Genomic DNA, 25836 nt, shown 5'->3' on the forward strand with positions numbered 1-25836 from the left:
GTCTCGATCTCGCCGTACTCGCTCATGTCATGTCCCTGTATGTGAGTGGTTCGTGTAGGTGTTCCTTGCGATGCACAGAACACTACGGAGCCACCGACCTCGCCGAATCCCGGGAACGTGCCACGACCACGGGGTCCTCGGCGGGCGGGATGCCGCCGCCCTGGCCGAGGGTGACCAGGGCGAGGCCGGTGCTGAGCTTGTCCCGCAGCGTCGGGTCGAGGGTCAGCAGGACGTACAGCAGCGCCCAGCCGAGCCCGACGACCTTCGCCCAGTCCAGCGCCGTCTCGGAGAACGCCAGCCACGGCTGGGCCAGGTACACCACCGCGAGGGGCAGCCCGGCGAACACGGCGGTGCGCAGCACCTCGACCGCGACCGCGCGGCGGCTGCGCGGCGCGGGCGCCGGGACGGCGACCGGCTCGGCCCGGCGCAACCGGCCCAGCTCGCCGGTGGCCAGGGCGGCGGTGTTGTGCCGAAGCACGTCCTCGACCCGCCGCCACGCATCGGCGGAGGCGGGTGCGGCGACGAGGAACTTGAGCTGGCGCACCGCGCGGGCGGCGCCCCGGCCGCCGTCGGCGAGCTGCCGGTGGGTGTCGGGGTCGACGATCCCGAACGTGGCCGGCAGGTCGTGCTCCAGCGCGAGCGCGATGCGCTCCAGCCGCTCCAGCCAGAACCGGCGCCAGCGCAGGTCGTTGCGGCGGGCGGTCTCCCGCAGCTCGGTCACCAGGGCGAGGGTCTCGCTGAGCGCGGCGACCCGCGGTTCTCCGCGCACGGCGCGGCGCATCACCCGGGCGGCCAGGACCCGCCACACGGCCGCGGCGGCGAGCCGGGCCGTGGCCATGACGGCGAGCGCGGCGAGCGTGGCGCCGGCGAGGGCGGACCAGCCGCCGAGCCGGTACAGGGCGGCCCCGGCCAGGGCGAGGCCGATGATCAGCGGCGCCGCCCGGGTGACGACGAGCCGGCCGGATTCGGCGCGCGTGTACTGGTACAGCCACCGCCGCAGCGCCAGGAAGGCCAGGGCCGCGGCGATCGCGCCGGCGAGCAGCGCCCAGCCGGCGTCCAGCCCGACCGTGTCCCGGCCGACCCGGGCGAGCACGGCGAAGGCGGCCGCGGTCGCCAGGTAGCCGGCGGTGAGCCGGGCCGCCACGTTGGCGCGTTCCCACAGCATGGTGAGCGTCTCGTGGTAGAGCCGCCCGCCGTCCACCAGGGTGCGCATCGCCGGGGTGACGGACGGCACCAGGCTGTCCAGTGTGGACAGCAGCGGCACGGTCCCGAACCGCCAGGCCGCCAGGGCCTGGGCGTCGGTGCGGCGCATCCGGTCCCGCACCATCCACAGCGGACCGCCGGTGCGCCACCAGAGCTGGCGGTGGTTGCCGCGCATCCAGGGTGGCACCGTCGCGGCAGGGCCGAGCGCGTCCAGGGCCCGGGTCCGCAGCAGGATCCGGTCGTACAGCAACGACTCGCGGGCGCGGATGGCCGGCGCGGCCCGGACGGCCGGCGGCAGCGCCTCCAGGGTGCGCAGCGCGTCGCGGGTCCGGTCCAGCCACGTCAGCGCCAGCAGCCGCCCGTCGGTGACGTCGACGTCGGCCGGGTCCGTGGCGGCGACCCGATCCAGCCAGGTGAGCGCCTCCTCCTCCCGGTCGGCGAACGACAGCTGCAGGGCCAGCTCCTTGACGACCTGCGGGTCAGGGTCGGCGGCGGCCGCCGCGGCCAGGACGTCGACGGTGGTCGCCGGGCTGTCGCCCTCGTCGGCCCGCCGGGCCCGGTCCAGGACCGCCGCGGCGCGGGCGGCGGCGTCCATGAGGTCCGCGGCGTCGACCGCCGCCAGGGGGGCCAGCAGCTCCTCGACCGGCCGCGCCGTCCACCCGGCGGTCACCGCCTCGTCGCGCCGCAGCGCCCGCCGCCGCAGCGCAGGCAGGGGGCCGCCGGTGCGCCACCACAGCGACCGGTGCCAGTCGGCCGCGATCCCGTCCCGGCCGGTGGCGCTGTCGGCCGCGGCGGGCAGCCCGGCCTCGTGGTACGCGGACGCCACGACCCGGCGCAGGTCGGCGGCGCGGGCGGTCTCGGCCGGGAGGGTCTCGACGAGCCGCACCGCCTCCGGCAGCCGGTGCAGCCGGATCAGCAGCTCCGCCTGCCCGCCGAGGACCTCGATCGGGCTCGGGTCGACCGCGAGCCGGCAGTACAGGGCGAGCGCGACCGCGTGCCGGTCGAGCGACTCGGCGACCCGCGCCGCGTGCCGCAACAGCAGGGGATGGGTGGCGTCGCGGCGCAGCGCACCGGCGAGCACCGCCGCTGCCTCGCCCCGCCGCTCGGCGTCGAGGTGCTCGTCGGCGGCCCGGACGGCGGCGAGCGCGTCACGGTCCTGGGCGGTGCCGTTGACGATGCGGGTGAGCAGGGCCGGGATGTCGACCCGGGCCGGCGCGGCGTGTCCGGCGGCGTCGAGGACGGCGGTGAGCTGCTCCTGCTCGCGGCGGCGGCGCCGGGCGCGCAGGAGCCGCAGCGGACCGCCGGTGCGCCACCACAGCCCGCGCCGGTCGCCGCCCGGGTCGGACTCGGCGGCGAGGACCGGCAGGCTCATCGCGGCGTACGTGCCGGCCCGCAGGACCGGCGTCCAGCCGCTGCCGGCGGGCAGGGTGTCGAGCGCGGTGAGGGCCTCGGCGAAGCGGCCGTGCTCGCGCAGGCGGTGGTTGCGGCTGGCGGCCACCGTCACGTCGCCAGGCGCGACGCGCTGGGCCTCGGCGAGCAGGGCGAGCGCGCAGCCGTCCCAGCCGACCGCGAACTGCGCGTCGGCGAGCGCGTGCAGCAGCGCAGGGTCGGCAGGGCCCGTGATCAGGGCCTCCGCCAGGAGGTGTGCGGCGTCGGCGTGGTCGCCGACGACAGAGCACAGCTCCGCCGCTTCAAGGACCGCGGCGGGTCCGGTGCTCGACATGGCGGTAAGCATCGAGGATCGCACGTCTCCGACGCGAGCGGTTCACCTGAAGTATCGAAATGTCCGACCATCCGGTGAATGTTTCACGGCTGTCCAGCGTCGATGCGTCCTCCGGTCGCCGGTTCGTTGCCAGGTGCCGGTCACCCATCGTGCAATCCACCAAGTTGCATGTCTTGGGGAGAGAGGTTCCATGAATCGACGACGAAGACTCGCGCTCTGGCTCGCGGCGGCGACGGTCGGGGCGGGCACGGTGGTCATCGCGGCGGACCCGGCAGCCGCGCACGGCGCCATGATGGTGCCGGGCAGCCGGACGTATCTGTGCTGGAAGGACGGGCTCAACGGCACCGGCGCGATCCAGCCGAAGAACCCCGCGTGCGCCGCCGCGGTCGCGCAGAGCGGGACGAACTCGTTGTACAACTGGTTCGCGATGCTGCGCTCCGACGGCGCCGGGCGCACCGTCGGGTTCATCCCCGACGGCAAGCTCTGCAGCGGCAACGCGACCGTGTACGACTTCTCGGGCTTCGACCTGAACCGCTCGGACTGGCCGCTGACCCACCTCACGTCGGGCGCCTCGATGGAGTTCGACTACAGTAACTGGGCTGCGCACCCGGGCACGTTCTCGCTGTACGTCACCAAGGACGGCTTCGACCCGACCCGGCAGTTCGGCTGGTCGGACCTGGAGTCCACGCCCTTCCTGCAGGTGACGAACCCGGCACAGGTCGGCCAGCCCGGCACCAACGACGGGCACTACTACTGGACGGGGCGCCTGCCGTCGGGCAAGTCCGGCCGGCACATCATCTACTCGGTGTGGTCGCGCTCGGACAGTACCGAGACGTTCTACGGCTGCTCCGACGTCATGTTCGACGGCGGCCACGGCGAGGTGACCGGCGTCGGCACCAGCGGCCCGGGCCCGTCGACGTCGGCGTCCGTGCCGGGGTCGCCGTCGGCGTCCGCGTCCTCCAGCGGGCCGCCTCCCGCCGGCAACGCGGGCTGCACCGCCACGTACCAGACCACCAGCTACTGGCAGGGCGGCTTCCAGGGACAGGTGACGATCGCCAACACCGGCACCGCACCGGTCACCGGCTGGCGCGTCGGGTGGAACTGGCCCGGCGGGCAGCAGCTGACCCAGGGCTGGAACGCCCAGGTGAGCCAGTCGGGCACCGCCGTCACCGCGACCAACGTGGCGTGGAACGGCACGGTGCCGGCCGGCGGCAGCACCTCGTTCGGCTTCCTGGCCAACGGCGCCACCGCCACACCGCAGCTCACCTGCGCCGCCAACGGGCAGACCCCGACCTCGCCGGGGCCGGGGCCGTCGTCGGCGTCGCCGCCGCCGGTCTCCTCGTCCGGCCCGCCGCCGGCGCAGACGTGCACCAGCAGCGCGTTCTGTGACGGGTTCGAGAGCCAGGCCGCCGGCCCGGTCTCCGGCGCCTGGACGGTGAGCAACGCCAACTGCTCGGGCACCGGGCAGGCCACGGTGGACACCGAGGTCACCCACAGCGGCACGAAGTCGCTGCGGGTCAACGGCCGCGCCGGGTACTGCAACCACGTCTACGTGAAGCCCACCAAGGACCTCAGCGGGCTGGGCTCCGTGTGGTACGGGCGGTTCTACGTCCGTCACTCCACGGCCCTGCCGGAGGCGCACGTGGCGTTCGCCGCGCTGAAGGACAACGCGGACGGCAAGGACCTGCGCCTCGGCGGGCAGAACAGCGCCCTGCAGTGGAACCGTGAGTCCGACGACGCGACCCTGCCGGCGCAGAGCCCGGCCGGCGTCGCGCAGAGCCGCCCGCTGCCCACCGGGCAGTGGAACTGCGTGGAGTTCATGGTGGACGGCCGCGGGCTCCTGTCGACCTGGCTGAACGGCGCCGCCGTGCCGGGCCTGCAGGTCGACGGGGTACCGACGGCCGACATCGACCAGCAGTGGCTGGCACGGACCTGGCAGCCGCGGGTGTCCGACCTGCGGCTCGGCTGGGAGAGCTACGGCGTCGGCGACGACACCCTCTGGTTCGACGACGTGGCCCTCGGCGCGTCCAGGATCGGCTGCTCGGGCGCGTAACTGGCCCGCAGCGCCGACGGGGCGGCAGGGCGCCCGAAGAACCAGCCCTGACCGTGGTGCACACCGAGGCCGGCGAGCGCGAGCGCGTCGGCCTCGGTCTCCACCCCCTCCGCGACGACCGCGGTGCCGCACGCGCCGGCCAGGTCGACCAGCGACCTGATGAGCACGCGCAGCACCGGGTCCGCGCCGACCCCGGTGGATGCTGCGGTCGAGCTCGATGACGTCCGGCTGGGTGGGCACGATGTGCCGCAACGAGGAGAACCCGGCGCCGACGTCGTCGACCGCCGGCCGCATCCCACCGCCGCGCAGCGGCGCCAGGCCCCCTTGAGCGTGTCGTAGTCCTCGACCCGCTGGTGCTCCGACCGCTCCAGCACGACCCGGTCCAGCGGCAGGCCGGCCAGCGGGTCCCAGGCGGCGGGGAAGCGGCTCAGCGCCTCCGCACCGACCCGGTCGCCGGTGCCGAGGTCCACGACCGGCGCGCAACAGCATCGGCGGCGCCGGCGCGCTCATGAGCGTTCTGCGGTTACGTGACACTGCATTGATCGCGTTCCTGACGCTGCGCGCTGAACCGGATCCCTACCGTCATTCACGACAACGATGCGAATGAGGGAGTCATGGGTCTTTTCAAGCAGTTCAAGGACATGCGCAACGTCGCGGCCGCCGCCCCGGACATGATCGCCCAGGCGCAGCAGACCAGCGCCGCCGCTCAGGCCTACGCCGCCCAGCAGCAGGCCGCGTACGGCATGCAGAACTACAGCGCCGCCAACGCCTACGGCGCCCCCGTCGCGACCGGCATCGCCGCCGACGACCCGCGGCTGGCCCCGATCGCGGGCGTCGACCTGACCATGTACGCGCGCATCTCCAAGGCCGCCTCCCAGGAGGGCCTCAACGTCGACGGCCTGATCCTCAAGGCGCAGTCCTTCGGCGTCTCCGCCGAGGCGTGGAACGAGGCCGCCACCGGCTGGCCGGCCCGCATGCGTGGCGACACCCAGCTCGCCGTGCACTACGGCAACGTGTTCGGGCAGGTCTGACCCCGATGGGCCTCTTCGGTGACCTCCGCAGGCTGAACCAGCAGGCCCGGGCGATCGACGCCAACTACGACCCCGCCGCGCAGATGCGGGCCGGCATGGCCGCGATGCAGCAGGCGCAGCACAGCATGCAGGCGCAGACCGCCGACCTGCAGCTGGAGCAGACCGGCACGCCGGGCGCGGCGACGATCCTCGCGCTGGTGGACACCGGCACGCGGATCAACATGGTGCCGCTGGTGCGGCTGAACCTGCTGGTCGAGGTGAACGGCATGCCGCCGTACCCGGTGACCGTCGAGTCGATGCTGCCGCTGCACGCCTCGGCGCAGGCGGGGATCGGCCAGCGGGTCTCGGTGAAGGTCGACCCGCACCGGGCCGAGCGGGTGCTGGTGCGATGGGGCATGCCCGTCTGAGCCTGCTGACAATGCGAACGACCCGGCGGATCCGCCGGGTCGTTCTCGTCTGTCCTGCTGCTGTGGTGCGCTGTTACCTGCCGCCGCGGCGGCCGACCCTCGTCTGGGACGAGAACGCCGCGGCGCCGGACGGGCGGCCGGTCGCTGCCGCGCCGCCCGTCTTGGCCACGCCGCCCGCCTTGGCCGTGCCGCCGGCCTTGGCCGTGCTCCCGCCGGTGGTCCCGGCGCCACCGGCCGTGGACGGCTGGCGCTGACCTTCCCGCTGGTTGGACGGCCGCCGCCGGCGGGGACGGCCGCCGCCGGTGGACTCGGTGGTGCCCTCCGCCGGTCGGCGGGCAGCGGTGCCCTGCTCGGTGCCGCGCCGGGCGGTGCTCTCCGCCGGCTGGCCGCGACGGGCCCCGCCGTCGGACCGCCCGCCGGCACCTGCTCCGGTGCCCGCCGCGGTGCCTGCGCCGGCCGCTGCGGTGCCGCGCCGGGCGGCGTCCGTCGTGCCGGTCGCGGCGCGTCGGCCGGTGGTGGCCGGTGCGGCGGTCGTCGGGGCGCGGCGGGTGTCGGTGGCGGTGGTCGTACCGTGGCCGCTGACGGCGCTTCCGGTGGCTGCCGCGGCACCCCTGCGGCGGCCCGAGCGGCGGCCGGTGGCCCGGGGCGCCTCGTCGTCGCCGGCGGGGACCCGGGCACGGCCCTGCCGCGGCACGGTCACCGGCTCGGCGGGCGGCTCGTGGAACGTGCGCTCACCCGGGGCCAGCTCGGTCAGCAGCGAGTCACCGGGGCGCAGCTTGGTGATCGTCGGCTTGATCCCGGCCTCCCGGGCCAGCTGCCGCACGTCACCGGTCTGCTTGTCGGTCATCAGCGTGACGACGGTGCCGCTGGCGCCGGCCCGTGCGGTGCGGCCCGAGCGGTGCAGGTACGCCTTGTGCTCCGCCGGCGGGTCGGCGTGGATCACCAGCGCCACGTCGTCGACGTGGATGCCCCGGGCGGCGATGTCCGTGGCGACGAGCGTGCGGGCGCTGCCGTCGGAGAACGCGGTCAGGTTGCGGTCGCGGGCGTTCTGCGCCAGGTTCCCGTGCAGCTCAACGGCCGGCACCCCGGCGGCGACGAGCTTGCGGGCCAGGGTCTTGGCGCCGCGCTTCGTCCGCGTGAACACGACCGTGCGCCCGGGCGCCGCGGTCAGCTCGACCAGCACCTGGAACCGGTCCTCGTCACGCAGGTGCAGCACGTGGTGGGTCATGTCGACCGGCGGTGCCGTGACCGGGTCGACACTGTGCGTCACCGGGTCGTTCAGGTAGCGCCGGACGAGCACGTCCACCCCGGCGTCGAGGGTCGCGGAGAACAGCAGCCGCTGCGCGTCGGCGGGCGTCGCGTCCAGCAGCCGGCGCACCACCGGCAGGAAGCCCAGGTCGGCCATGTGGTCGGCCTCGTCCAGGACGGTGACCTCGATGTCGTCGAGGCGGGCGTGACCGGACCGCACGTGGTCGTCGAGCCGGCCGGGGCAGGCGACGAGGACGTCCACCCCGGCGCGCAGCGCGGCGATCTGCGGGTTGGCCCCGACCCCGCCGAACACGACCTGCGTCCGCAGCGACAACGCCTGCGCCAGCGGCGCCATCGCGGCCTCGACCTGCGTCGCGAGCTCACGGGTCGGCACCAGCACCAGCGCCCTGGGCCGGCCCGGCCGGCGCGGGTTGCGGGCCCGGCTCTCGGCGAGCCGGATCAGCACGGGCAGCACGAACGCGTACGTCTTGCCGGAGCCGGTGCGGCCCCGACCGAGGACGTCCCGCCCGGCGATCGCATCGGGCATCGTGGCCGTCTGGATCGGGAACGGCGCGGTCACGCCATTGGCGGCGAGCACCGCGACGAGCGGCGCGGGGACACCGAGGTCGGCGAAGGTCGCCGAGGTGGATGCAGGGATGAGGCGGCGGACCGCCATGAAGTCTCCGAACGTCTGAGGGGTCGTCCCGCCCGGCGCTGACGGTGGTGGTCGCGGCGCGGGGGCCGACGGTGCAGGGTCATCGTACCCGAGACGATCACCTGGTTTGCCGCTCGGACGGTACGGGTAGCCGGGCTGCTATGGCACGCATCGATGTTCGCACCGCGGAGGAGTACTCGCGGAAGGCGCCCGACAGCCGCCCGTTGCGCGGGTACGCGACGGTCATGGCCGTCTTCACCGCCGCCGTGGCGACCGCGGCAGGTGTTGCCAAACTCACGGGCAAGCGGCTCCCGGAGCGCCCGCCGGCCGCCGACCTGGCCCTGCTGGCCATCTCGACGCACAAGGTGTCGCGGCTCATCACCAAGGACGCCATCACCAGCCCGCTGCGCGCCCCGGTCACCCAGTTCGAGAGCGCGGCCGGCTCCGCCGAGCTCAACGAGAGCCCCCGCGGCCACGGCGTCCAGCACGCCCTCGGCGAGCTGCTGACCTGCCCCTTCTGCACCGCCGTCTGGGTCGCCTCCGGCCTCGGCGCCGGCCTCGTGTTCGCCCCGCGGCTGACCCGCTTCGGGATGGGCGTGGCGAGCGCGATCGCCGGCGCCGACTTCCTGCACCTGGCGTACGCCGCGGCGAAGAAGGCCGCCGGCTAGCTCCTGGTCGTGTCGCCCTCACCGGTGTGCTGCTGAGCGGCGTCGACCGCCTTGTCGATGTGCTCGGTGTGCTTGCCGCCGGTCTTGTCGTCGACGAGGTCGCCGACCTTCTCCAGGGCCGCGTCGACCTTGTCGTCGTGCTGGTCCGCGAGGTCCTTCACGCGGTCGAAGAAGCTGTTCACTGTCCGTCCCCTTTGTGTCCGGTCTGCCACCGCCCTCGCGGCTGCTGCGAGGGTGCGGGTCCTTTGCCACCTTGCCACGATCATGCCGGACACCTCGTGTCAGGTCACCCGGACGGTGCGAGACGGGCAATACGCGTGCGGAGGGTGTTTCTCCAGCGTCTTGCCGGCCCGGAGCGTCTTTCCGGCTGGGAGCGCCTTTCCCGCTGGGAGCGCCTTTCCCGCTGGGAGTGCCTTCCCAGCTGGGAGCGTCTTCCCGCTTGGGCTGGCGCCCTTGGAGCGCCTATCCCGGCTCCGGGCGTCGTCCAGCTTCGGGCGTCTTCCCAGCTCGACGCGGCTTGTACCGTGTCGCCGGGCGCGTCGCCGCGCCACAGGTCGAGGGCGGCGCGCAACTCCGAGCGTTCTGTCGGCCGGCTGCTGTCCGGTGCTGAGCACTTGCCAGCCCGCGGCGCGTCCTGCTCTCTACGCCTGCCCAGCGCCCGGCGCGTCCTGCTCTACGCCTGTCCAGCGCCCGGCGCGTCCTGCTCTACGCCTGCCCAGCGCCCGGCGCGTCCTGCTCCACGCTTGTCCAGCGCCCAGGGCGTCCTGCCCCACGTCTGCCCAGCGCCCGGGCGCGTTCTGCTCCAGGGTTGCCCGGCGCGTCCCGCTCCAGGTCGGCGGCGCCCTCCGGCTCCCTACCTGAGGGCGCAATCCCGGCTCGCGGCCCGCCAACACCGTCGAACGCCCTCAGCTGCCAGCGCTCGTGACCAGCCAGCCTCCGATCCCGGCGCTGTCCAGCTCCTGCCCTCCAGTACGCCAACCATCCGCCGAAGTCCTGGCGCATCCTCTCCGGCACCGAGTCCCGCCCGGTGGCACTCAGCGCGCTCGCTGCGCCATCCACGGCCGTAACGCCACGCTGGTCGCCTCCTCCACCGCGGCCCGCATCTCCTTCGGATTGTGATGCTCCGGCAGGTCCTCCATGACCACCTGCACCGCCCCCGTCACCGCACCGACGAACGCCCCCACCATCGCCCCCGCCGTCACCTTGTCCAGTTGGTCCGGGAACGCCTCCGCCAGGTGCGCCGCGATCTGCTGCTGCGCGTCCAGCTGGATCTGCAGTGCCCGCCCGCGCACTGCCGGCACCTCGCGGATCAGCCGTAACCGTAACGCCGCCAGCCGGTCGGTCAGGTCGTCGTTGTCGACACCGGTCAGGTACAGCGCGCGGACCAGCACCTCGACCGGCGAGTCCTCGGGGTCGCGCGCGGCGATCGCGTCGACGGTCGCCTGGACCCGGTGGTCGCTCTCCGGGAAGAGCAGCTCCTCCTTGCTCGCGAAGTAACTGAAGAACGTGCGCGTGCCGATGTCGGCGGCCGCCGCGATGTCGGCCACGGTCGTGCGCTCATAGCCGTCGCGCTCGAACAGCTCCGTCGCGGCGTCGACAAGGGCCTGCCGCACCCGAGCGCGCTTGCGGTCACGCAGGTTCATGCCGCCATCGTACCGCATCAAGTGTCAACTCACACTCATTGCGTTTCTGCACTCGATGCAGCTATAGTCTTGGGCATGACTCCTCCCACGGTCCTCATCTCCGGCGCCGGCGTGGCGGGCCCGACGCTCGCCCATTTCCTGGCCCGCCACGGGTTCCGTCCCACGGTGGTGGAGCGGGCCCGCGGGCTGCGCTCCAGCGGCAACCCGGTCGACGTGCGCGGGCCGGCCCTGCCGGTCGCCGAGGAGCTGGGCATCATGGCCGAGCTGCGCGCGGCCGCGACCCACGCGACCTCGATGCTCGTCATCGACGGCAAAGGGCGCCCCGCCCGGCGCATGCCCATGCCCACCTCGAAGAGCGCGGCGGGCAACCGTGAGGTCGAGCTGCCCCGCGGCGACCTGGCCGCGATCCTGCAGAAGGCCGCCCGCGACGACGCCGAGCTGCTGTGGGACGACACGGTCACGTCGGTGCGGCAGGACGGCGGCGGCGTCGACGTCATGTTCGAGCGGGCCGCCCCGCGCCGCTTCGACCTCCTCGTCGGCGCCGACGGGCTGCACTCCACCGTGCGCCGTCTCGTCTTCGGCCCCGAGCCGGACTTCGTGCGGCACATGGGGGTCTGGGTGGCGACCATGCCGCTGGACGGGCCGAGCGACCACCCGCACGACGTGCTGATGCACAACACGCCGGGCCGGCTCGTGTCGATCCATCCGTCCACGGGCCGGGCGATGGCCGCGTTCATCTTCCGCGGCCCGATGGTCGACGGGTTCGACCACCGCGACACGGCCCAGCACAAGCGCATCGTCACGCAGGCCTATGCGGGCGCCGGCTGGCGCGTGCCGCAGCTGCTCGAGCAGGTGCAGGCGACCACCGACCTGTACTTCGACTCGGTCAGCCAGGTCCGCCTGCCGTCATGGTCGCGCGGCCGGGTGACCCTGCTCGGCGACGCGGCATCATGTGTGTCGTTGTTCGGCGACGGCTCCAGCCTCGCGATGGCCGGCGCGCACACCCTCGCCGCCGCCCTCGCAGCGAGCCGGACGGATCACGCGTCGGCGTTCGCGGCGTACGAGAAGGCCCACCGCACCCACACCGACGCCAAGCAGCGCGGAGCTGGCATCGCCACGGCAATGCTCATCCCGAAGACGAGACTCGGCATCGCCACCCGCAACGTCGCCGCCCGGGTGCTGCTCGCGCACGGCTGACCCCACGCAGTGACGACCGGCATGCACCGGGGACCGGCAGCGACGGCGGAGGGAGCGTCAGGTGGACATCGCGGCGATGGCGTCGGCGGCGGCGAGCATCTGGGTCGCCACCGGCTGGAGACCGACCTGGGTGAGGACGAGGCCGGTGGAGACCCGTTCGACGACACCCCACTCCCAGACCGCGGTCTCGTCCAGGCCCGTGCGGGCGGCGAGCCAGCGCGACCGGTCGCGCGGATCGGCCGCCATCAGCTCGACCGGGTCCTCACGCATCAGGACCCCCAGGTCGTATTCGGGTTCGGCGAGCAGCCCGTCGGGGTCGACGAGCCGGAAGCCGTCCGCGCCGCGCAGCGTGTTCCACTGGTGGACGTCGCCGTGGACGAGGACCGCGCGTTCGTCGTCGTGGGCGGCGACCCTGCGCTCGGCGCAGGCCAGGGCATGGGTGACGGTGCGTTCGGCGCAGGGCCGGCCGAGCCGCTCCCACAGATCCGTGATGAAGGCGCCGAGCCACGCGCCCTTCGCAGCCCCCGTCGGCAGTCCCGCGTCCGGCACCGGTCGCCACACCCGGCTCGCCACGTCGCAGAGGATCTCGAGCCGCCGGCCGACGGGCAGCCCCAGCTCGGACAGGCTCGGGCCGAGCTTCTCCACCAGCAGCGCCTGCCTGGCGACGTCGTGCCGAAGCAGCCGAGCGCAGCCGTCGCCGCCGGCCAGCCGCAGCACCGTGATCTCGTTGGCGGCCGCGTTGCCGAGGCGCGGCACGATGAGCTTCAGCACCGCGGGCGACCCGTCGGCCATGGTCGCTTCGGCGACGAGGGCTTCCGTGGCGTCGGCGTACACCCGCCCCACCGTGACCGCCCAGTCCTCCTGGATTTCGGCGACGAGCTGCGGCAGTCCCCGCAGCCAGTCGTGCGCTCCGGCGGCCTCGGCCTTCGCCCGCACCGTCGCCGGCAGCGCCGCCGCGATCCCCGCCCCGACCGTGAGCTTGTCGGGCCGTGGCGCTCCCGGGACCACCGGCGGCCGTGACCGCGCCGCGGGCGCCGCCCCGGTCATGTCGTCCGAGCCGGGAGGCCGGGACGCGTCGCCCGAGTCGGGAAGCCGGGACGCGTCGCCCGAGCCGGGAAGCCGGGACGCGTCGCCCGGGTCGGGAGGCCGGGACGCGTCGTCCGGGTCGGGACCCCGGGACACCCCGTCCGCGGCCGCCGGTCGCAGGCCGTCCGTGGTCGGGCGCCGGGGTGGCTGGTGCGAGGGCGGCTCGTTGTCCACGTGCCGCAGCGTGCCCCTCCCGCATGCGCCCGGCAAGCAGATTTGGGAGTCGCCCGCGCCGGCCGGTCCACACCGTCTGCCCGATTCGCCCGCGCACCCGGCCGACGAGCGACGCGGCCGGGTGGATGTCGTTGCCGGGCGGTGCTGGTCAGGTGGTGGCGCGCAGGACGAAGCCGCCGCCGTCGCGGTTGCCGATGGTCAGGGTGCCGCCGGCGGCGTCGACGCGTTCACGGAGACCGGCGAGCCCGTGACCGGCGAGCTGACCGGAGGGATGGTCCGTGAGGTGATCGGCGGCGGACTGGGTCGGACGAGACCGGCCCGTCGGCCCGCGCCCGTCGTCGCTGATCTCGACGGCGGCGTGCTCGAGGCGGATCCAGCAGTGCTTCGCCTCGCTGTGGCGGATCACGTTGGTGACGCCCTCCCTGACCACCCAGGCGAACAGCTGCTGCCGGTCCGGGTCCGCGGCCTCGGCGGTCAGCGGCACCTCGGCCTCGATGCCGGCGGCGTCCAACGCGCTGCGGGCCGACGCGAGCTCCGTGGCCAGCGACATCTCGCGGTACCCGGAAACGGCGGCCCGCACGTCGACGAGCGCCTCCCGGACCAGGCGCTGGATGTCGGCGAGCTCGGCCTCGGCGCGCTCGGGGGCGAGGCGGACCAGCCGGGCGGCGAGCTCGCTCTTCACCGACACGACGGTGAGGGAGTGCCCGAGCAGGTCGTGCAGGTCGCGAGCGAAGCGGTTGCGTTCGGCGGCGACGGCCAGCTGCGTGATCTCCTCGCGGGCCTCGGCGAGCTGGGCGTTGCGTTGCACGACCCTGGTCACGCCCCACACGGCGAGCGCGGCGACGAGCACGGCGAACGTGAGGTCGATGCCGCCGTCCCAGCCCGGCACGATCTTCGGCAGGGTGACCGCGCACGCGGCGGCGGCGACCACGACGGTCCACGCGAGGCGCTGATCGAGGGTGAACACGGCCATCACGCCGATGTACACCAGCGACGTCAGCCCGGACTCGCCGACGACGAGGGTCAGCACGGTCGCCAGGGCGAGCATCGCCCCGAGGCGGAGCAGCGCCTGCGGCAGCCGCATGGTCGCGCCGGTGCGTTTCACAGCGGTGCGGGCCGCCGCGAACGACAGCACGTAGACCACGCAGAACCCGGCGGCAGCGGCGAGCCCGACGGCTCGCTCCCAGATCTCGGGCCGGTGCCACGCGTCGGCGATCGGGCGTGCCATGTAGAAGAGCCAGACCGCCGCCCACATCCAGAACATCCTGAGTGGGGGCCGGCGGCCGGTCGCCTTGCTCATGTCGTTCCCTCCGCCGTGCTCCGGGCCGTCGCCGTGTTCCTGGCTGTCGCCGTGCTCCTGGCCGGCGCCGCGCGAGTGGTGCTGCGCGGCGCCGCCCGGGAAGCCCTGTTCCATGTCGCCGCACGCCGGGCTTCGGTCGGCGCCGCCGTCCCGCCAAGAGGAGCTTCCGCCCCGCGGCGCAGGGCCGCCGTGGCCCGGGACCGGACCGTCCGACGGCCCGGTCCCGGTTCGGCGGTCCGGGGCGCTCATGTCCGACACGGTACCGACGCTCAGGCCCGGGCGGTGTCGACGCGGAACCGGCGCAGCGCCACCAGTGCCAGCGCGACGGTCCACCCGCCGAGGACAAGGATCGCCTGGACGTCGACGTGGCCGTGGTCGAGTGGGCTGCGGGCGACCTCGCCGGTCCAGTACGACGGGGTCAGTTTCGCGATCTGCTGCATGAAGTCCGGCATGATCTCGACCGGGACCCAGAGTCCGCCGAAGGCGGCGAGGGTCAGGTTGAGCAGCGCCGTGACCTGCTGCACGCCGTCGGGCTTGGCGAGGTACCCGATGACGACGCCGAGGGCGGCGAAGGGCAGCGCCGACAGCCAGGCGCCGACGAAGCACAGCACCCACTCGGCCGCGGTGAGCCGTACATGCAGACCGACCGCTCCGACGAGGAACGTGACGAGCGCCGGCGGGACCGCGACCAGCAGCGCGACGATGACCTTGTTGATGACGTATCCGCCGGGGGAGAGGGGAGTGAGGCGCAGGGTGCGGTTCCAGCCCAGGCCGCGCTCGACGGCGATCGTGCTGCCGCTGGTGAGGGCGGCGGTCATGGCACCGAAGAGGGCCATGCTCACCATGACGTACTTCTTGGCGTCGGGGTCGTTGCCGACGGAGACGCCGCCGATGATGAGCAGCAGCAGGGCCGGCATGAGCATCGAGAAGATGACGACCCGCTTGTTGCGGACCAGGCGGACGATCTCCATGCGGAGGTACGTGGTGTTCACTTGCTGCTCCCGGCTGCGGTGAGGGCGATGAAGGCGTCTTCGAGGTTGCGCGCGGTGACTTCGACGTCGCGCGCGTCGGTGGTGCCGAGCAGAGACCGCAGGGCGGTGTCGGAGTCGTCGCAGTGCAGCATGACGACGTCGCCGCGGGTCTCGACCCGGTCGACGCCGGGCAGGGCGGCCAGGCCGACCAGGTCGGCGCCGGGCAGGGTGGCGCGGATCGTGCGACCGGTGACGGCGGCCTTGATCTGGGCGGCGGTGCCGTCGGCGATGACCTGTCCGGCGCGCAGCAGGACGATGCGGTCGGCGTACGCGTCGGCCTCGTCGAGATAGTGGGTGGCGAACAGGACCGTGCGGCCCTGCGCGGTCTCCTGCCGCATCGTGGTCCAGAAGCCGCGGCGCGTCTCGACGTCCATGCCGGTCGTCGGCTCGTCCAGCACCAGCAGGTCGGGGTCGGCGACGAGGGCCATCGCGAAGCGGATCCGTTGCTGCTGCCCGCCTGACAGGCCACCGACGCGCTGGTTGGCGAACTCGGCCACGCCGGCGCGCTCCAGCACCTCCCGCACCGGCCGCGACCGCTGCTGCAGGGCGGCGGTGAGGCGCACCGTCTCACCGGCAGTCAGGTCCGGCAGCAGGCCGCCGCTCTGCAGCAGCGCGCCGACGGTGCCCTTGGCGATCGCCTTGGCCGGTGCCTGCCCGTCGAGCAGGACCGTGCCCTCGTCGGGGCGCAGGAGCCCGAGGAGCATGTCGATGGTCGTGGACTTGCCGGCGCCGTTCGGGCCGAGCAGCGCGACGACCTCGCCCCGGCGGATCGTGAGGTCCAGCCCGTCCACGGCGGTGAGGGCACCGAACCGTTTCGTCAGGCCGGTCAACTGGACAGCTGCGTTCGTCATGGGAAGAGCATCGCCGGGTATCCACTCCGGCGGATCTGTGTGCCGTCACCGGCGCCCCCATGACGGATGTCATGCGTCGGCGGCCGACCGGCTCGGCGGGGCCGAGCGGCGGCCCACCGGAGCCGAGGCTGAGCGGCGGCTGAGGAGCAACCGACGCCGGCCGTCCAACGCGAGCTACGGTGGTCGGTGAGCCCGGAATTGGGCGTCCGTTCGGCAAAGACTTCGTATCGATATCGTTGCGCCGACGATGCTTTCGCCCCGGTGTGTACTGGTATGCAGCCGTTTCTGTCACCGGGTTCGCCGAGGATACCGGTCGTTCGGATGACCTAACGGGGTGGTGAGCGGCTGATCCCGTGCCATACGATCGCGGTCCCATACCGTCGATCGAGCAGGTCACGTGCGCAAGCAGCTGTCCGTCCCCGAACGTATCGGCGCCCTCGGCGCCGGCATCGCGGTAGCCGCGGCGTTCTGGCCGATGTTCACGGCATCCACCGGTCTCGGTGCGCCGTGTCTGCTGCGCACGTTCACCGGCGTCCCGTGCCCGGCCTGCGGTCTGACCACCGCCGCGGTCGAACTGGTGCACGGTCACGTCGCGGCCTCTGCGGCGGCGAACCCGGCCATCCTGGGCGTCGCGGCGGTCACCGCCGTGGCGGTGCCGCTGCTCCTGCTGCGCCAGCTCGGCGTGGTCGGCGCGCCGGTGCCGTGGTCCAGCAGGGCCCGGTCACGCATGGGCTGGCTCATGCTCGTGGCGGCAGCCATGAGCTGGGTCTTCCAGTTGCACCGGCTCGGGGTCTCCTGAGCCGGAAGTGTTGCACCACCCCCACGTTTCTCGTCAAGGAGTTCCATGAACCTCGCAACATGGCCCGTGCGCGTCGGCGCCTTCATCGTCGACTACATCCCCGCGTGGATCCTGTTCGGCATCGGCAGCGTCGCCGGCCGTACCGACGACGGCGGCCTCGGCCCGATCTACTTCGTGTTCGCCCTGCTCGGCTTCGGCTACATCGTGTACAACCGCTGGATCCTCGGCGGCAAGGGCCAGAGCCTGGGCAAGAAGGCCCTGGGCCTGTACCTGGTCAAGGAGCAGACCGGCCAGCCGATCGGCGCGGGTATGGCGTTCGTTCGCGACATCGCGCACATCGTCGACAGCATCATCTGCTACATCGGCTGGCTCTTCCCGCTCTGGGACGCGAAGAAGCAGACGCTGGGCGACAAGATCGTGGGCACCGTCGTCACCAAGGCGTAACTCGCCTCCGCCGCCCGTGGTGGGACCCGCCGTCGTGCGGTCCGCCACGGGCGGCGCCATGTCCGGCTAGCGTTGCACCGATGAGGCTCGTGCTCGTCGCCGACACCCACGTCCCCAAGCGTGCCAAGGATCTGCCGCCGCTGGTCTGGGCGGCGGTCGAGGCCGCCGACGTCGTCATTCACGCGGGCGACTGGGTCGACGAGGCCTTCCTGGATCGCCTGGAGGCTCGCTCGTCGTTGCTCATCGGCGTGTACGGCAACAACGACGGCCCCCCGCTGCGGGCGCGGCTGCCCGAGGTCGCCGACGTGGAGCTCGACGGGGTGCGGATCGCCGTCGTCCACGAGACCGGCCCGGCGACCGGGCGCGAGCGGCGGTGCGAGGCACGCTTCCCGGACCGGGAACTCCTCGTCTTCGGCCACTCCCACGTGCCATGGGACACCACGACCCCGGGCGGCCTGCGGCTGCTCAACCCGGGCTCGCCGACCGACCGCCGCCGGCAGCCCTTCGCCACGTTCATGACCGCTGACCTGGTACACGGGACGCTTACCGACGTCGTGCTGCACCAGGTGCCGCGCCCGGGCGCCTGAACCCGCGACCGGCTCAGAGCGCCTCGAGCGTGAAGTACTGCTTCAGGAACGGGATCAGCGTCTGGTAGGCAACGATCGTGTCGGGTTGCTTGTTGTCGTGGGACAGGATGATCGAGCCCTGCCTGACCTGCCGCTTCACCTCGGCGATGACCCGCTTGATGTGGGCCTCGTCGTTGGCGTCCTTCGAGTGGTTCCAGTCCGCCGGGTCGACGTCCCAGTAGATCGACGCCATCCCCATGTCCTTCGCCTTCGCGATCAGGCCGGGGGTGAAGTTGCCGCCGGGGGCGCGGAAGTACCTGATCGGGACGTCGGGGCCGGCGGCGGCGCGGATGACCTCGTTGGTGCGCTTGAGGTCCCAGTCGATGTAGCTGGGCTCCTTCTTCGCCAGGTCCGTCAGGTGCTGCCAGGAGTGGTTGCACAGGGTGTGCCCCTCGGCCGCGATGCGGCGCACCAGGTCCGGATTGTCCCGGGCGCGGAAGCCGACCAGGCAGAAGGTGGCCTTCACGCCGTTGTCCCGCAGCAGGTCCAGGATCTTCGGGGTGTTGACGGGGTCGGGCCCGTCGTCGAACGTCAACGCGACCGTGGTGGACCCGGTGCGGCTCTGCGAGCCGGCGGCGCCGTGGCCGGTGCCGGGCGGGCGGATCACGAACGTGCCCTCGGGGCCCTTCACCGTAGAGGCGCTCGGCTTCGGCGAGGGCTTCCCGGAAGGCGCCTTCGACGCGGACGGACCGGCCGACGGCGACGCGCTCACGGTCGGCTGTGCCGGGTCCGCGGACGCTGTCACGGTCGGGCCTCCGGTGGCGGGCAGGGCTGCCGAGTGGTCCTTCTTGGACCCGTCGGACCCGCACGCCGTGAGGGCGAGCATGGAGGTGACCAGCACTGCCACCATGGTCCTGCGTCGGGACACCCTGAGCACTCCTCACCTGGACGACGAGCCGCAAAACGCAATGCCCGGCCAACCTAGCCGAATCGGGGCACGTTTCACATCCCCCGTAACAGACCGCGAGTGTGTGAATGCATCGGGTGATTGTGGTCCGCGCCGGCGTTACAGTGCCCGGGTGAGTGCCATGACGGCGGTGCCGGTCCAGTTGCTCGCGCACCTGCGCCGGGCCCGTGACCACCTCGACCGCCATTATCGCGAGCCGCTCGACCTCGACGCCGTCGCGGCCGTCGCGCGGGTGTCCAAGTACCACTTCGTGCGCTGCTTCGAGTCGGCGTACGGTGAGACGCCGATGCGCTATCTCACCCGCCGGCGCATCGAGCGCGCCCAGGACCTGCTGCGCTCGGCGAACCTGACCGTCACCGAGATCTGCATGACGGTCGGGTTCAGCAGCCTCGGCTCGTTCTCGTCCCGGTTCACCGCGGTCGTGGGGATGAGCCCGACCGCATACCGGGACCGCTGGGCCCACAGCACCGCGCACATCCCCGGCTGCTTCCTCTTCATGAACGGGGTCCTGCCCAACGGCGCAATTTCGAAGAAGCCTCCCAGGGCTGACGTTCAGTAACGTCGCTCGCATGATTACCAACATCTCGCTGGTCACCATCTACTGCCTTGACCAGGACAAAGCCCGTGACTTCTATGTCAATCTGCTCGGTTTCGAGGTCCGCACCGATGTGACGATGGGTGAGGGTCTCCGGTGGCTGACGATCGGCCACCCGAACCAGCCGGAGCTCGAGGTGACACTGATGGTCCCCGGGCCGCCGCTGGACGAGGAGGCGGCCGCGTTCGTGCGCCGGCAGCTGGAGAAGGGCCAGATGGGCGGCCTCGGGTTACGGGTCGACGACTGCCACAAGGCGTTCGCGGAGCTGTCCGGCCAGGGCGTGACGTTCCTGCAGGAGCCCTCGGACCGGCCCTATGGGGTGGAGGCCGTCATGCGCGACAACACCGGCAACTGGCTGGTGCTGGTCGAGCCGCGCGCCTTCACGCCGGAGGACTTCACATGACCGGCCCGCCTGCCGGCCGGCGCTCAGCTGACCGACCACCCGGTCGCCGCCGCCCATTCCTCCGCCACGACGATCACCAGGTCGACGACGGGATCCTTGACGTCGCTGTAGACCCCGATGTCGTCGACGGCGCCGGCGAGGGCCGCCTTGAACGCCCCGTAGGCCGGGACCGCCGCCGGGTTCGCGCGGAACCAGTCTCGAAACAGCAGCGCCAGCCGCTCGTTCGGCGATCCGGCGAGCCGCACGTGCAGGTTGACCCCTGGCCCGCTCCACAACCGCTTCGCCCAGCGGCCGGGGTCGTCGGTGCGTCCGGCGGGCACATGGTCCTGCACGTAGGGTCGCCGCGACAGGCCGAGCGCCTCGAGCGGCCCGTCCAACGGCGCTTCGAGGTCCAGGACGCTGACCTGCAGGTCGATCACCGGCTTGGCCGGCATCCCCGGGATCGACGTGCTGCCGATGTGCTCGACCCGCACCGCGGCGGGCCCGAGGTCGTGCCGGAGACGGGCGGCGAGGGCGAGGCCGCGCGCGGCCCACTCGTCCCGGGGCGCGTCGAGGACGATCGACATCAGGCGTTCTCTGCTTCCCGTTTGGCCTTGGCACGTCGTTTACCCTCATGCATCGCCTGGACACGAGGCACGGGGATCGTGTGCCCCTCGGCGATGAGCCCAGCGTCGAGCCGTTGCGGCGCCGGCATGCGCGCGGCCCACGGGTCGGTGTCGCCGAGCAGCCCGGGCACCGTGTGGATGGTGAAGTCGGCCGGCGTGACGTCGTCGAGGTCGTCCCACGACAGCGGAAACGACACGGGCATGCCCGGCCGCAGCCGTGGGCTGTACGCGGCGACGACGGTCGCCCCGCCGACCCTGGTCGGATCGAGGAAGACCTTGCCCTCGCGGTCCTCGCGGATGAACGCGGTGGTGGCGAGGTCCGGGTCGAGCCGCGCGGCCCTGGCGGCCACGGCTCGGGTCGCGGCGGCGATGTCCTCCATCGGCGCGTGGGCGTCGATCGGCACGAACACGTGCAGCCCCTTGGCGCCGCTGGTCTTCACGGCGCTGTCCATGCCCAGGTCGCGCAGCACGGCGCGGACCAGCCTCGCCGCGCCGACGGCCAGGCCGAAGGCGTCAGGGGCCGGCGGGTCCAGGTCGAGGATCATGTGGGTGGTGTGTGCGAAGTCCGGCACCTTGGCGAGGGTGGGGTGAAACTCGATGGCCCGCTGGTTGGCGAACCACAGCAGCGTCCGCCGGTCCTCGCACAGTCCGTAGGTGACGTTGCGCTTCGACGACTCCGCCCACACGGTCACCCGCGGCACCCAGTCCGGCGTGTATTTCGGCAGGTTCTTCTGCATGAACGGCTGCTGCCCGCGCAGCATCCGCACCACCGACAGCGGTCTGCCGCGCAGCACGGGGATGATCCGGTCGCGGACGGCGTCGAGGTAGTCGACCAGGTCGCGTTTGCTCGCCCCGGCATCGTCGAACAGCTGCTGGTCGAGGTTCGTCAACGCGACCCCGTCGCGCTCCTCATCGGCTGCGCTCACCGTCACACCGTAACAATCACTGTGCTTCCCGGCCGTCCTTTGCCCCGCGGGGCGCGACGGCGGACGTCTCGGTGAGCACCCTGTCGAGCAGCCGGGCGATCGCCGCCGGTGCGACCGGCTCATGGTTCCCGGTGGTGTACCGCCGGATCGCCGCCCCGATCGCCGCCATGCCCGGATCGCGGCCTTCGGCCCACCTCGCGGCGTCCACCTTGCCGCAGTGCACCCCTTCGACGGCGAACCGCCAGATCCGGCACGCGGTCAGCACCATGTGGGCGGCGTGCTGGTCGTCCTCGGTCAGTCCCTGCCACACCGTCAACCAGTGGCGGCCGCGGTCAACGATCCAGCGCGCGGGGACCTCACCGAACACGCCGGCCGGAGACCGGTTCTCGACCAGGGGAGCCGCGAGCAGCGTCCGGCCGCCGGCGCGGGCCATGGCCAGCTCGACCGGCAGGTCCGGGTCGGCGGGCATGCGCCGGGCGACCTCGACACCGGACGCGTACCGGCCGACGTGCAGCTCCACCGGCGGTTCGCGGACCGGGTCGGCGGCGACCACCGAGGTGACCACGTGCAGGTCGACGCCGCTCGCGTCGCCGAGGTCCGCGGCCACGACAACCCGCTCCAGCGCGGCGGCCTGGTCGTCGGTGATGCCGGCACCCGTGACGACGAGCAGGTCGATGTCGCTCCGACCGGGCACGAAGTCGCCGGTGGCGAGCGACCCGTGCAGGATCACGGCGTGCAGCTGGTCGCCGACCACCGCCGTGACGTGCTGGACCAGCCGCTCCACTGTGGACTCCATGGGTCCCGACGATAGCGGGATCGGTTTGCGTGGAAAGCAGAAGACCTAGTATCCTAGGAAGCACGACGGGGTGTGGCGACCGGCACGACCGCCGGGCAGCGCGGCGCCGGCATGGGGAGCCGGCGCCGCCCTGCACCGAGATCAGGCGGAGTCCTCCATGACGAGGTCCATGTTGAGCATGCCGCCGGTGCTGACACCGGCGGCGGCCGCAGCGATCACCGTGGCCATGGGGTCGGTGACGTTGCCGGCCACGTAGAGACCGGGGACGGTGGTGGCGCCGCCCATGCCGGAGGGGAGGTGCGTGCCGAAGCGGTGACCGTTGGCCTCGAAGTCGGCGGGCTTCAGCCCGAGCGGGGCGAGGGCGTCTGCGCGGGCCTCGACGCGGCTCATCAGCACGAGGGCCTCGACCGGCACGAGCGTGCCGTCGGCGAGCCGCGCACCGTCGGCGCCGAAGCTGGTGACCTCACCCTCGACGATGCGGATCCCGCGCCGGGCGAACTTGGCCAGTTCCTCGTCGGTCGGTGTCGGAGCGGTGTGCAGCAGCAGCGTGACGTTCGGGGTCCACTGCCGCCACAGCAGCGCCTGGTGGGCGGACATGGCCGACAGTCCGAGGATCGCGACGGGCCGGTCGCGGACCTCCCACCCGTGGCAGTAGGGGCAGTGGAGCACCCGGCTGCCCCAGTGCTCGGCGACACCGGGGATGTCGGGCAGCTCGTCGACGAGGCCCGTGGTGACCAGGACCCGGCGTGCCCCGACCGTCGTGCCGTCGGCCAGCTCGACCACGAACCTCGGCCACTCCCGGCCTGCGTCGGCGCCGCGCTGGTCACCGTCGAGCCGGTCGGCGGTGCCGGGTCGGGTGGCCGTGCCGGGGCGGACGGCTGTGACGGTGCCGGGGCGGACCTCGCCGCCGTACAGGGCGACCTCCTCGCGACCGATCGCCAGCAGCTCACCCGGCGGCGTGTTCTCCCGGCCGAGATAGTTGTGCACATGGCCGGCGGGGGCGTTGCGAGGGCTGCCCGCGTCGACCACCAGCACCCGGCGGCGGGCCCGGGACAAGGTCAGCGCCGCGCTCAGCCCGGCCGCGCCGCCGCCGATGACCACCACGTCGTATTCGCTCTGCATGACCCGAGCGTCGCTCGCTCTGGCGTCTGCGACAAGGCTCGTTGCTGAAATGGCAAGGCGCCCGAGGGTCGGGCTATGGGGAGGCCACGGCCTGGCAGGCGCCCCAGCCGTCCGCCCTGGCCACCACCCGGCCGTCGGCGATCCGCAGCGCCGTCTCCGTGATGTCGGCGCCCGGGGTCGGATCGCAGATGACCTGCAGGTCCGGCCACGTGGCAAGGGGCGCCGCGTGCGCCAGATGGTGGCGCAGCTCGGCGAGGGACAGCCGGACCAGCGGCAGCAGTTCGTCCGGCGCGCCGGAGACCAGGACCGCCGTCACCGGCAGCCCGCTGCGGACGGCGTGCTCGACCGTGGAGAGCCGGTGCAGGCCGAGCACCGCCACGATGCCGTCGCGTGGCGGCGATGCCGGTACGGCCCGTAGGAGGTCCATTGTGGACGGTAGTGCAGGAGCGGCCTCGTCGACGGCGCGGGCGCTGGTCGCGGCGGGTGGGGGGAGCCAGGTGTCGTCGAGGGCGGGGAGGTCCTCGACGGCCCGCACGACGTGGAACGGCTCGCCGAAACCCGGGGCGGCCGCGGCGAGCTGGGCGGCGCCGTGCAGGACCGTCAGGGCGAGCTCGGCGAGGCGGACCTGCCGGCCGCGACCGGTGGGGCGCAGGCGCTCCAGAGCGAGCCCGAGGACGATCGCGTCGAGCTGCTTGAGCTGTGCGAACGCCGTCCTGGCGGCCGGGTCGGCGGCGACCTCGGTCATCAGGTCGGCGGCGAGGCGGGCGGCGGCGCCGGTGTCGTCGGTGGCGAGGGGGAGCCGGGAGACCCAGGCCCGCGCGAAGGCGCTGAGCGCGGCCCGGACGGTGGTCGCGGTCGCGTCGAAGGCGGCGGGCGGGACGTCGTCGGCGAGGACGGCGAAGTACAGGGCGCGCTTGCCGGGGAAGTTGGAGTAGACGGCGCCCCGGGTCAGCTCGGCCCGCTCCGCGATGGCGTCGATCTTGGCGTCGCGGAAGCCGCGTTCGGCGAACTCCGCGCGGGCGGCGGCGAGGACGGCGGCGCGGTTGCGTTCCTGTGTCTCGGCGCGGGTCAGACGGGCCACAGCGAATAAGATACTGTCACCATCCAGATGATGCGATCATTTGGAGTGTATGCCGTGACGACAGTCCCCGAGATCGACCTCTCCGACCCTGAGCTGCTGGAGGACCCCGCCGCCGTCTACGGGCGGGCCAGGGAACGCGCGCCGGTCGCGAGGCTCGTCGCGCCCGGGTTCGGGCCCATGTGGGCCGTCACCCGGCACGCCGAGGCGCGCGCGATGCTCGCGGATCCGCGGTTCGGCAACAGCGCCGCCAGCTACCCCCGGTTGGACGTGCCCGAGCACTGCCGGCCGTACCTGCGCACGATGCAGGAGATGGCCGGGCCGGACCATCAGCGGCTGCGCCGGTTGAGCGCGCCCGCGTTCACGGCCCGCCGCGCCGACGCGTTCCGCCCCGTGGTCGCGCGGATCGTCGAGCGGCTCCTCGACGACGTGGCCGACCTCCTCGCCGACGGCCCGGCCGACCTGCTGGAGCACTTCGCCGGGCCGCTGCCGATGTACGTCGTCTGCGCGCTGCTCGGTGTGCCCGACGAGGCGCGGCCGGCGTGGCTGGCGCACGGGCGGGCGGTCGCCGCGGGCAACGGGCCCGCGTTCACCGCGGCCGTCCCGGCGATCATCGACGGTGCACGGGAGATCGCGCCGCACGTGGCGGACCTGTTCGGCGACGGGCTCACCGAGCAGGAACGGATCACCCAGGTCTGGCATCTCGTCCTGGCCGGGCAGACCCCCACGAACCTCATCGCCAACGCGGTCGCCGCCCTGCTCGAGGAGCCGTCCCGCGCCGCCCTGCTGCGCGCCGAGCCCGGCCTGCTGCCGGGCGCCGTGGAGGAGCTCACCCGATGGTGCGGCCCTCAGTTGCTGACGGTTCCACGGTACGTCCACCGCCCCGCCGACCTCGCCGGTGTCACGGTCAACCCGGGTGAACCGGTCACGGTCGCGATCGTCGCGGCGAACCGGGACCCGCGGGTCTTCCCGGACCCGGAGCGGCTCGACCTGCGCTCCACGACCGCCGGGGCCCACCTCGGGTACGCCCACGGCCCCCACTTCTGCCTCGGCGCGCCGCTGGCGCGGGTGCAGACGGAGGTGGCGCTCGGCGCACTCCTGGCCAGGTTCCCGGACCTGGCGCTGAGCAGCGCGGGCGCCCTCGCCGGCGTCGCCGCCCGGCGGGTGCCGGACCCGGGCACGTGGCGGCTCGCGGCGCTCCCCGTCACCGCCGGGGATGACGCCCGTCCTACCTGAGGAGGACATTCGCCGCCACCGGTCGCGAC

General features: G+C 73.3%; 25 protein-coding genes and 2 pseudogenes. 12 read left to right on the plus strand and 15 right to left on the minus strand.

Going from position 1 to position 25836, the window contains the following annotated elements:
* Positions 1-82 precede the first annotated feature (82 nt).
* A complete protein-coding gene (locus OP18_RS18495) occupies positions 83-2926 on the minus strand; it encodes a hypothetical protein (protein WP_033360205.1) in 2844 nt (947 codons plus the stop codon).
* A gap of 190 nt (positions 2927-3116) precedes the next feature.
* Between OP18_RS18495 and OP18_RS60635 the strand changes: the two are divergent.
* Together OP18_RS60635 and OP18_RS62325 are read left to right on the plus strand one after the other, a co-directional pair.
* A pseudogene (locus OP18_RS60635) lies at positions 3117-4205 on the plus strand (lytic polysaccharide monooxygenase auxiliary activity family 9 protein); the annotation flags it as partial.
* Between the two features lie 174 nt (positions 4206-4379).
* Positions 4380-4979, plus strand: a pseudogene (locus OP18_RS62325) (cellulose-binding protein); the annotation flags it as partial.
* Here the strand turns inward: OP18_RS62325 and OP18_RS18505 are convergent.
* A complete protein-coding gene (locus OP18_RS18505) occupies positions 4901-5449 on the minus strand; it encodes an EAL domain-containing protein (RefSeq protein ID WP_033360206.1) in 549 nt (182 codons plus the stop codon). The pseudogene OP18_RS62325 and the gene OP18_RS18505 sit on opposite strands and share 79 nt — an antisense overlap.
* Before the next feature lie 144 nt (positions 5450-5593).
* On the opposite strand from OP18_RS18505, the gene OP18_RS18510 reads away from it, so the two are divergent.
* Positions 5594-6010: a hypothetical protein gene (locus tag OP18_RS18510; RefSeq protein WP_033360207.1), complete on the plus strand. Its 417-nt coding sequence runs from the start codon at positions 5594-5596 to the stop codon at positions 6008-6010.
* A gap of 5 nt (positions 6011-6015) precedes the next feature.
* Complete coding sequence (locus tag OP18_RS18515; protein WP_033360208.1) at positions 6016-6417, plus strand: hypothetical protein; 402 nt, start codon at positions 6016-6018, stop codon at positions 6415-6417.
* 73 nt (positions 6418-6490) lie between these two features.
* Here the strand turns inward: OP18_RS18515 and OP18_RS18520 are convergent, their stop codons facing one another.
* A complete protein-coding gene (locus OP18_RS18520; RefSeq protein WP_052386923.1) occupies positions 6491-8341 on the minus strand; it encodes a DEAD/DEAH box helicase in 1851 nt (616 codons plus the stop codon).
* A 140-nt stretch (positions 8342-8481) separates the two neighbouring features.
* Between OP18_RS18520 and OP18_RS18525 the strand changes: the two genes are divergently transcribed.
* Positions 8482-8988: a DUF1360 domain-containing protein gene (locus tag OP18_RS18525; protein WP_033360209.1), complete on the plus strand. Its 507-nt coding sequence runs from the start codon at positions 8482-8484 to the stop codon at positions 8986-8988.
* Here OP18_RS18525 and OP18_RS18530 read toward each other — a convergent pair.
* Together OP18_RS18530 and OP18_RS18535 are read right to left on the minus strand one after the other, a co-directional pair.
* Positions 8985-9170 (minus strand): antitoxin, encoded by a 186-nt coding sequence (locus tag OP18_RS18530; RefSeq protein WP_033360210.1) that lies wholly within the window; start codon positions 9168-9170, stop codon positions 8985-8987. The genes OP18_RS18525 and OP18_RS18530 overlap by 4 nt on opposite strands.
* 852 nt (positions 9171-10022) lie before the next feature.
* On the minus strand, positions 10023-10631 hold the full coding sequence (locus tag OP18_RS18535) for a TetR/AcrR family transcriptional regulator (RefSeq protein ID WP_033360322.1): 609 nt from the start codon (positions 10629-10631) through the stop codon (positions 10023-10025).
* Positions 10632-10706: 75 nt separating this feature from the next.
* Here OP18_RS18535 and OP18_RS18540 point away from each other — a divergent pair, with 75 nt between their 5' ends.
* On the plus strand, positions 10707-11828 hold the full coding sequence (locus OP18_RS18540) for an FAD-dependent monooxygenase (protein WP_033360211.1): 1122 nt from the start codon (positions 10707-10709) through the stop codon (positions 11826-11828).
* A gap of 57 nt (positions 11829-11885) precedes the next feature.
* On the opposite strand, the gene OP18_RS18545 is transcribed toward OP18_RS18540, so the two are convergent.
* The 4 genes from OP18_RS18545 to OP18_RS18560 form a co-directional block, all read right to left on the minus strand.
* Complete coding sequence (locus OP18_RS18545; protein WP_245635433.1) at positions 11886-13088, minus strand: aminoglycoside phosphotransferase family protein; 1203 nt, start codon at positions 13086-13088, stop codon at positions 11886-11888.
* 148 nt (positions 13089-13236) lie between these two features.
* A complete protein-coding gene (locus OP18_RS18550) occupies positions 13237-14502 on the minus strand; it encodes a sensor histidine kinase (protein ID WP_052386924.1) in 1266 nt (421 codons plus the stop codon).
* Positions 14503-14657: 155 nt separating this feature from the next.
* A complete protein-coding gene (locus OP18_RS18555; protein WP_033360212.1) occupies positions 14658-15380 on the minus strand; it encodes an ABC transporter permease in 723 nt (240 codons plus the stop codon).
* The gene (locus OP18_RS18560) at positions 15377-16270 is read right to left on the minus strand and encodes an ABC transporter ATP-binding protein (RefSeq protein WP_033360213.1); all 894 of its coding nucleotides are present in this window, start codon (positions 16268-16270) and stop codon (positions 15377-15379) included. Before OP18_RS18560 ends, OP18_RS18555 begins: the two co-directional genes overlap by 4 nt.
* Positions 16271-16667: 397 nt before the next feature.
* Here OP18_RS18560 and OP18_RS18565 point away from each other — a divergent pair, with 397 nt between their 5' ends.
* From OP18_RS18565 to OP18_RS18575, 3 genes are all read left to right on the plus strand, one after another.
* Complete coding sequence (locus OP18_RS18565; RefSeq protein WP_245635434.1) at positions 16668-17069, plus strand: DUF2752 domain-containing protein; 402 nt, start codon at positions 16668-16670, stop codon at positions 17067-17069.
* 45 nt (positions 17070-17114) lie between these two features.
* Entirely contained in the window at positions 17115-17513 is a 399-nt protein-coding gene (locus OP18_RS18570; RefSeq protein ID WP_081970874.1) for an RDD family protein, read from the plus strand.
* An 80-nt stretch (positions 17514-17593) separates the two neighbouring features.
* A complete protein-coding gene (locus tag OP18_RS18575; RefSeq protein ID WP_033360214.1) occupies positions 17594-18100 on the plus strand; it encodes a metallophosphoesterase family protein in 507 nt (168 codons plus the stop codon).
* Positions 18101-18113: 13 nt separating this feature from the next.
* On the opposite strand, the gene OP18_RS18580 is transcribed toward OP18_RS18575, so the two are convergent.
* On the minus strand, positions 18114-18980 hold the full coding sequence (locus OP18_RS18580; RefSeq protein WP_245635435.1) for a polysaccharide deacetylase family protein: 867 nt from the start codon (positions 18978-18980) through the stop codon (positions 18114-18116).
* 187 nt (positions 18981-19167) lie between these two features.
* Here OP18_RS18580 and OP18_RS18585 point away from each other — a divergent pair, with 187 nt between their 5' ends.
* Both OP18_RS18585 and OP18_RS18590 read left to right on the plus strand, forming a co-directional pair.
* Positions 19168-19605 carry a helix-turn-helix transcriptional regulator gene (locus tag OP18_RS18585; protein WP_033360216.1) on the plus strand — a complete coding sequence of 146 codons (438 nt, stop codon included), beginning with the start codon at positions 19168-19170 and terminating at the stop codon, positions 19603-19605.
* A gap of 10 nt (positions 19606-19615) precedes the next feature.
* Positions 19616-20044, plus strand: coding sequence for a VOC family protein (locus OP18_RS18590; protein ID WP_033360217.1), 429 nt, complete (start codon positions 19616-19618; stop codon positions 20042-20044).
* Between the two features lie 23 nt (positions 20045-20067).
* Here OP18_RS18590 and OP18_RS18595 read toward each other — a convergent pair whose 3' ends face one another.
* From OP18_RS18595 to OP18_RS18615, 5 genes are all read right to left on the minus strand, one after another.
* Positions 20068-20610: a GrpB family protein gene (locus OP18_RS18595; protein WP_033360218.1), complete on the minus strand. Its 543-nt coding sequence runs from the start codon at positions 20608-20610 to the stop codon at positions 20068-20070.
* Entirely contained in the window at positions 20610-21575 is a 966-nt protein-coding gene (locus tag OP18_RS18600) for a DNA polymerase domain-containing protein (RefSeq protein ID WP_033360327.1), read from the minus strand. The genes OP18_RS18595 and OP18_RS18600 overlap by 1 nt, the downstream gene beginning before the upstream one ends.
* 16 nt (positions 21576-21591) lie before the next feature.
* Positions 21592-22371, minus strand: coding sequence for a nucleotidyltransferase domain-containing protein (locus OP18_RS18605; protein ID WP_081970875.1), 780 nt, complete (start codon positions 22369-22371; stop codon positions 21592-21594).
* Between the two features lie 141 nt (positions 22372-22512).
* On the minus strand, positions 22513-23493 hold the full coding sequence (locus OP18_RS18610; protein ID WP_033360220.1) for an NAD(P)/FAD-dependent oxidoreductase: 981 nt from the start codon (positions 23491-23493) through the stop codon (positions 22513-22515).
* 73 nt (positions 23494-23566) lie between these two features.
* A complete protein-coding gene (locus tag OP18_RS18615; protein ID WP_033360221.1) occupies positions 23567-24574 on the minus strand; it encodes a TetR/AcrR family transcriptional regulator in 1008 nt (335 codons plus the stop codon).
* A gap of 54 nt (positions 24575-24628) precedes the next feature.
* Between OP18_RS18615 and OP18_RS18620 the strand changes: the two genes are divergently transcribed.
* On the plus strand, positions 24629-25807 hold the full coding sequence (locus OP18_RS18620; RefSeq protein WP_033360222.1) for a cytochrome P450: 1179 nt from the start codon (positions 24629-24631) through the stop codon (positions 25805-25807).
* The last annotated feature ends 29 nt before the right edge of the window (positions 25808-25836 follow it).

The sequence above is a fragment of the Dactylosporangium aurantiacum genome (genome assembly GCF_000716715.1).
Classification (GTDB): Bacteria; Actinomycetota; Actinomycetes; order Mycobacteriales; family Micromonosporaceae; genus Dactylosporangium; species Dactylosporangium aurantiacum.

Bases quoted from the DNA above. Each gene is read 5' to 3' on its own strand.
- OP18_RS18550 (WP_052386924.1), bottom strand. From the start codon at position 14,502: ATGGAACAGGGCTTCCCGGGCGGCGCCGCGCAGCACCACTCGCGCGGC.
- OP18_RS18585 (WP_033360216.1), top strand. From the start codon at position 19,168: ATGACGGCGGTGCCGGTCCAGTTGCTCGCGCACCTGCGCCGGGCCCGT.
- OP18_RS18570 (WP_081970874.1), top strand. From the start codon at position 17,115: ATGAACCTCGCAACATGGCCCGTGCGCGTCGGCGCCTTCATCGTCGAC.
- OP18_RS18610 (WP_033360220.1), bottom strand. From the start codon at position 23,493: ATGCAGAGCGAATACGACGTGGTGGTCATCGGCGGCGGCGCGGCCGGG.
- OP18_RS18495 (WP_033360205.1), bottom strand. From the start codon at position 2,926: ATGTCGAGCACCGGACCCGCCGCGGTCCTTGAAGCGGCGGAGCTGTGC.
- OP18_RS18590 (WP_033360217.1), top strand. From the start codon at position 19,616: ATGATTACCAACATCTCGCTGGTCACCATCTACTGCCTTGACCAGGAC.
- OP18_RS18535 (WP_033360322.1), bottom strand. From the start codon at position 10,631: ATGAACCTGCGTGACCGCAAGCGCGCTCGGGTGCGGCAGGCCCTTGTC.
- OP18_RS18515 (WP_033360208.1), top strand. From the start codon at position 6,016: ATGGGCCTCTTCGGTGACCTCCGCAGGCTGAACCAGCAGGCCCGGGCG.
- OP18_RS18540 (WP_033360211.1), top strand. From the start codon at position 10,707: ATGACTCCTCCCACGGTCCTCATCTCCGGCGCCGGCGTGGCGGGCCCG.
- OP18_RS18575 (WP_033360214.1), top strand. From the start codon at position 17,594: ATGAGGCTCGTGCTCGTCGCCGACACCCACGTCCCCAAGCGTGCCAAG.
- OP18_RS18605 (WP_081970875.1), bottom strand. From the start codon at position 22,371: ATGGAGTCCACAGTGGAGCGGCTGGTCCAGCACGTCACGGCGGTGGTC.
- OP18_RS18595 (WP_033360218.1), bottom strand. From the start codon at position 20,610: ATGTCGATCGTCCTCGACGCGCCCCGGGACGAGTGGGCCGCGCGCGGC.
- OP18_RS18525 (WP_033360209.1), top strand. From the start codon at position 8,482: ATGGCACGCATCGATGTTCGCACCGCGGAGGAGTACTCGCGGAAGGCG.
- OP18_RS18520 (WP_052386923.1), bottom strand. From the start codon at position 8,341: ATGGCGGTCCGCCGCCTCATCCCTGCATCCACCTCGGCGACCTTCGCC.
- OP18_RS18560 (WP_033360213.1), bottom strand. From the start codon at position 16,270: ATGACGAACGCAGCTGTCCAGTTGACCGGCCTGACGAAACGGTTCGGT.
- OP18_RS18510 (WP_033360207.1), top strand. From the start codon at position 5,594: ATGGGTCTTTTCAAGCAGTTCAAGGACATGCGCAACGTCGCGGCCGCC.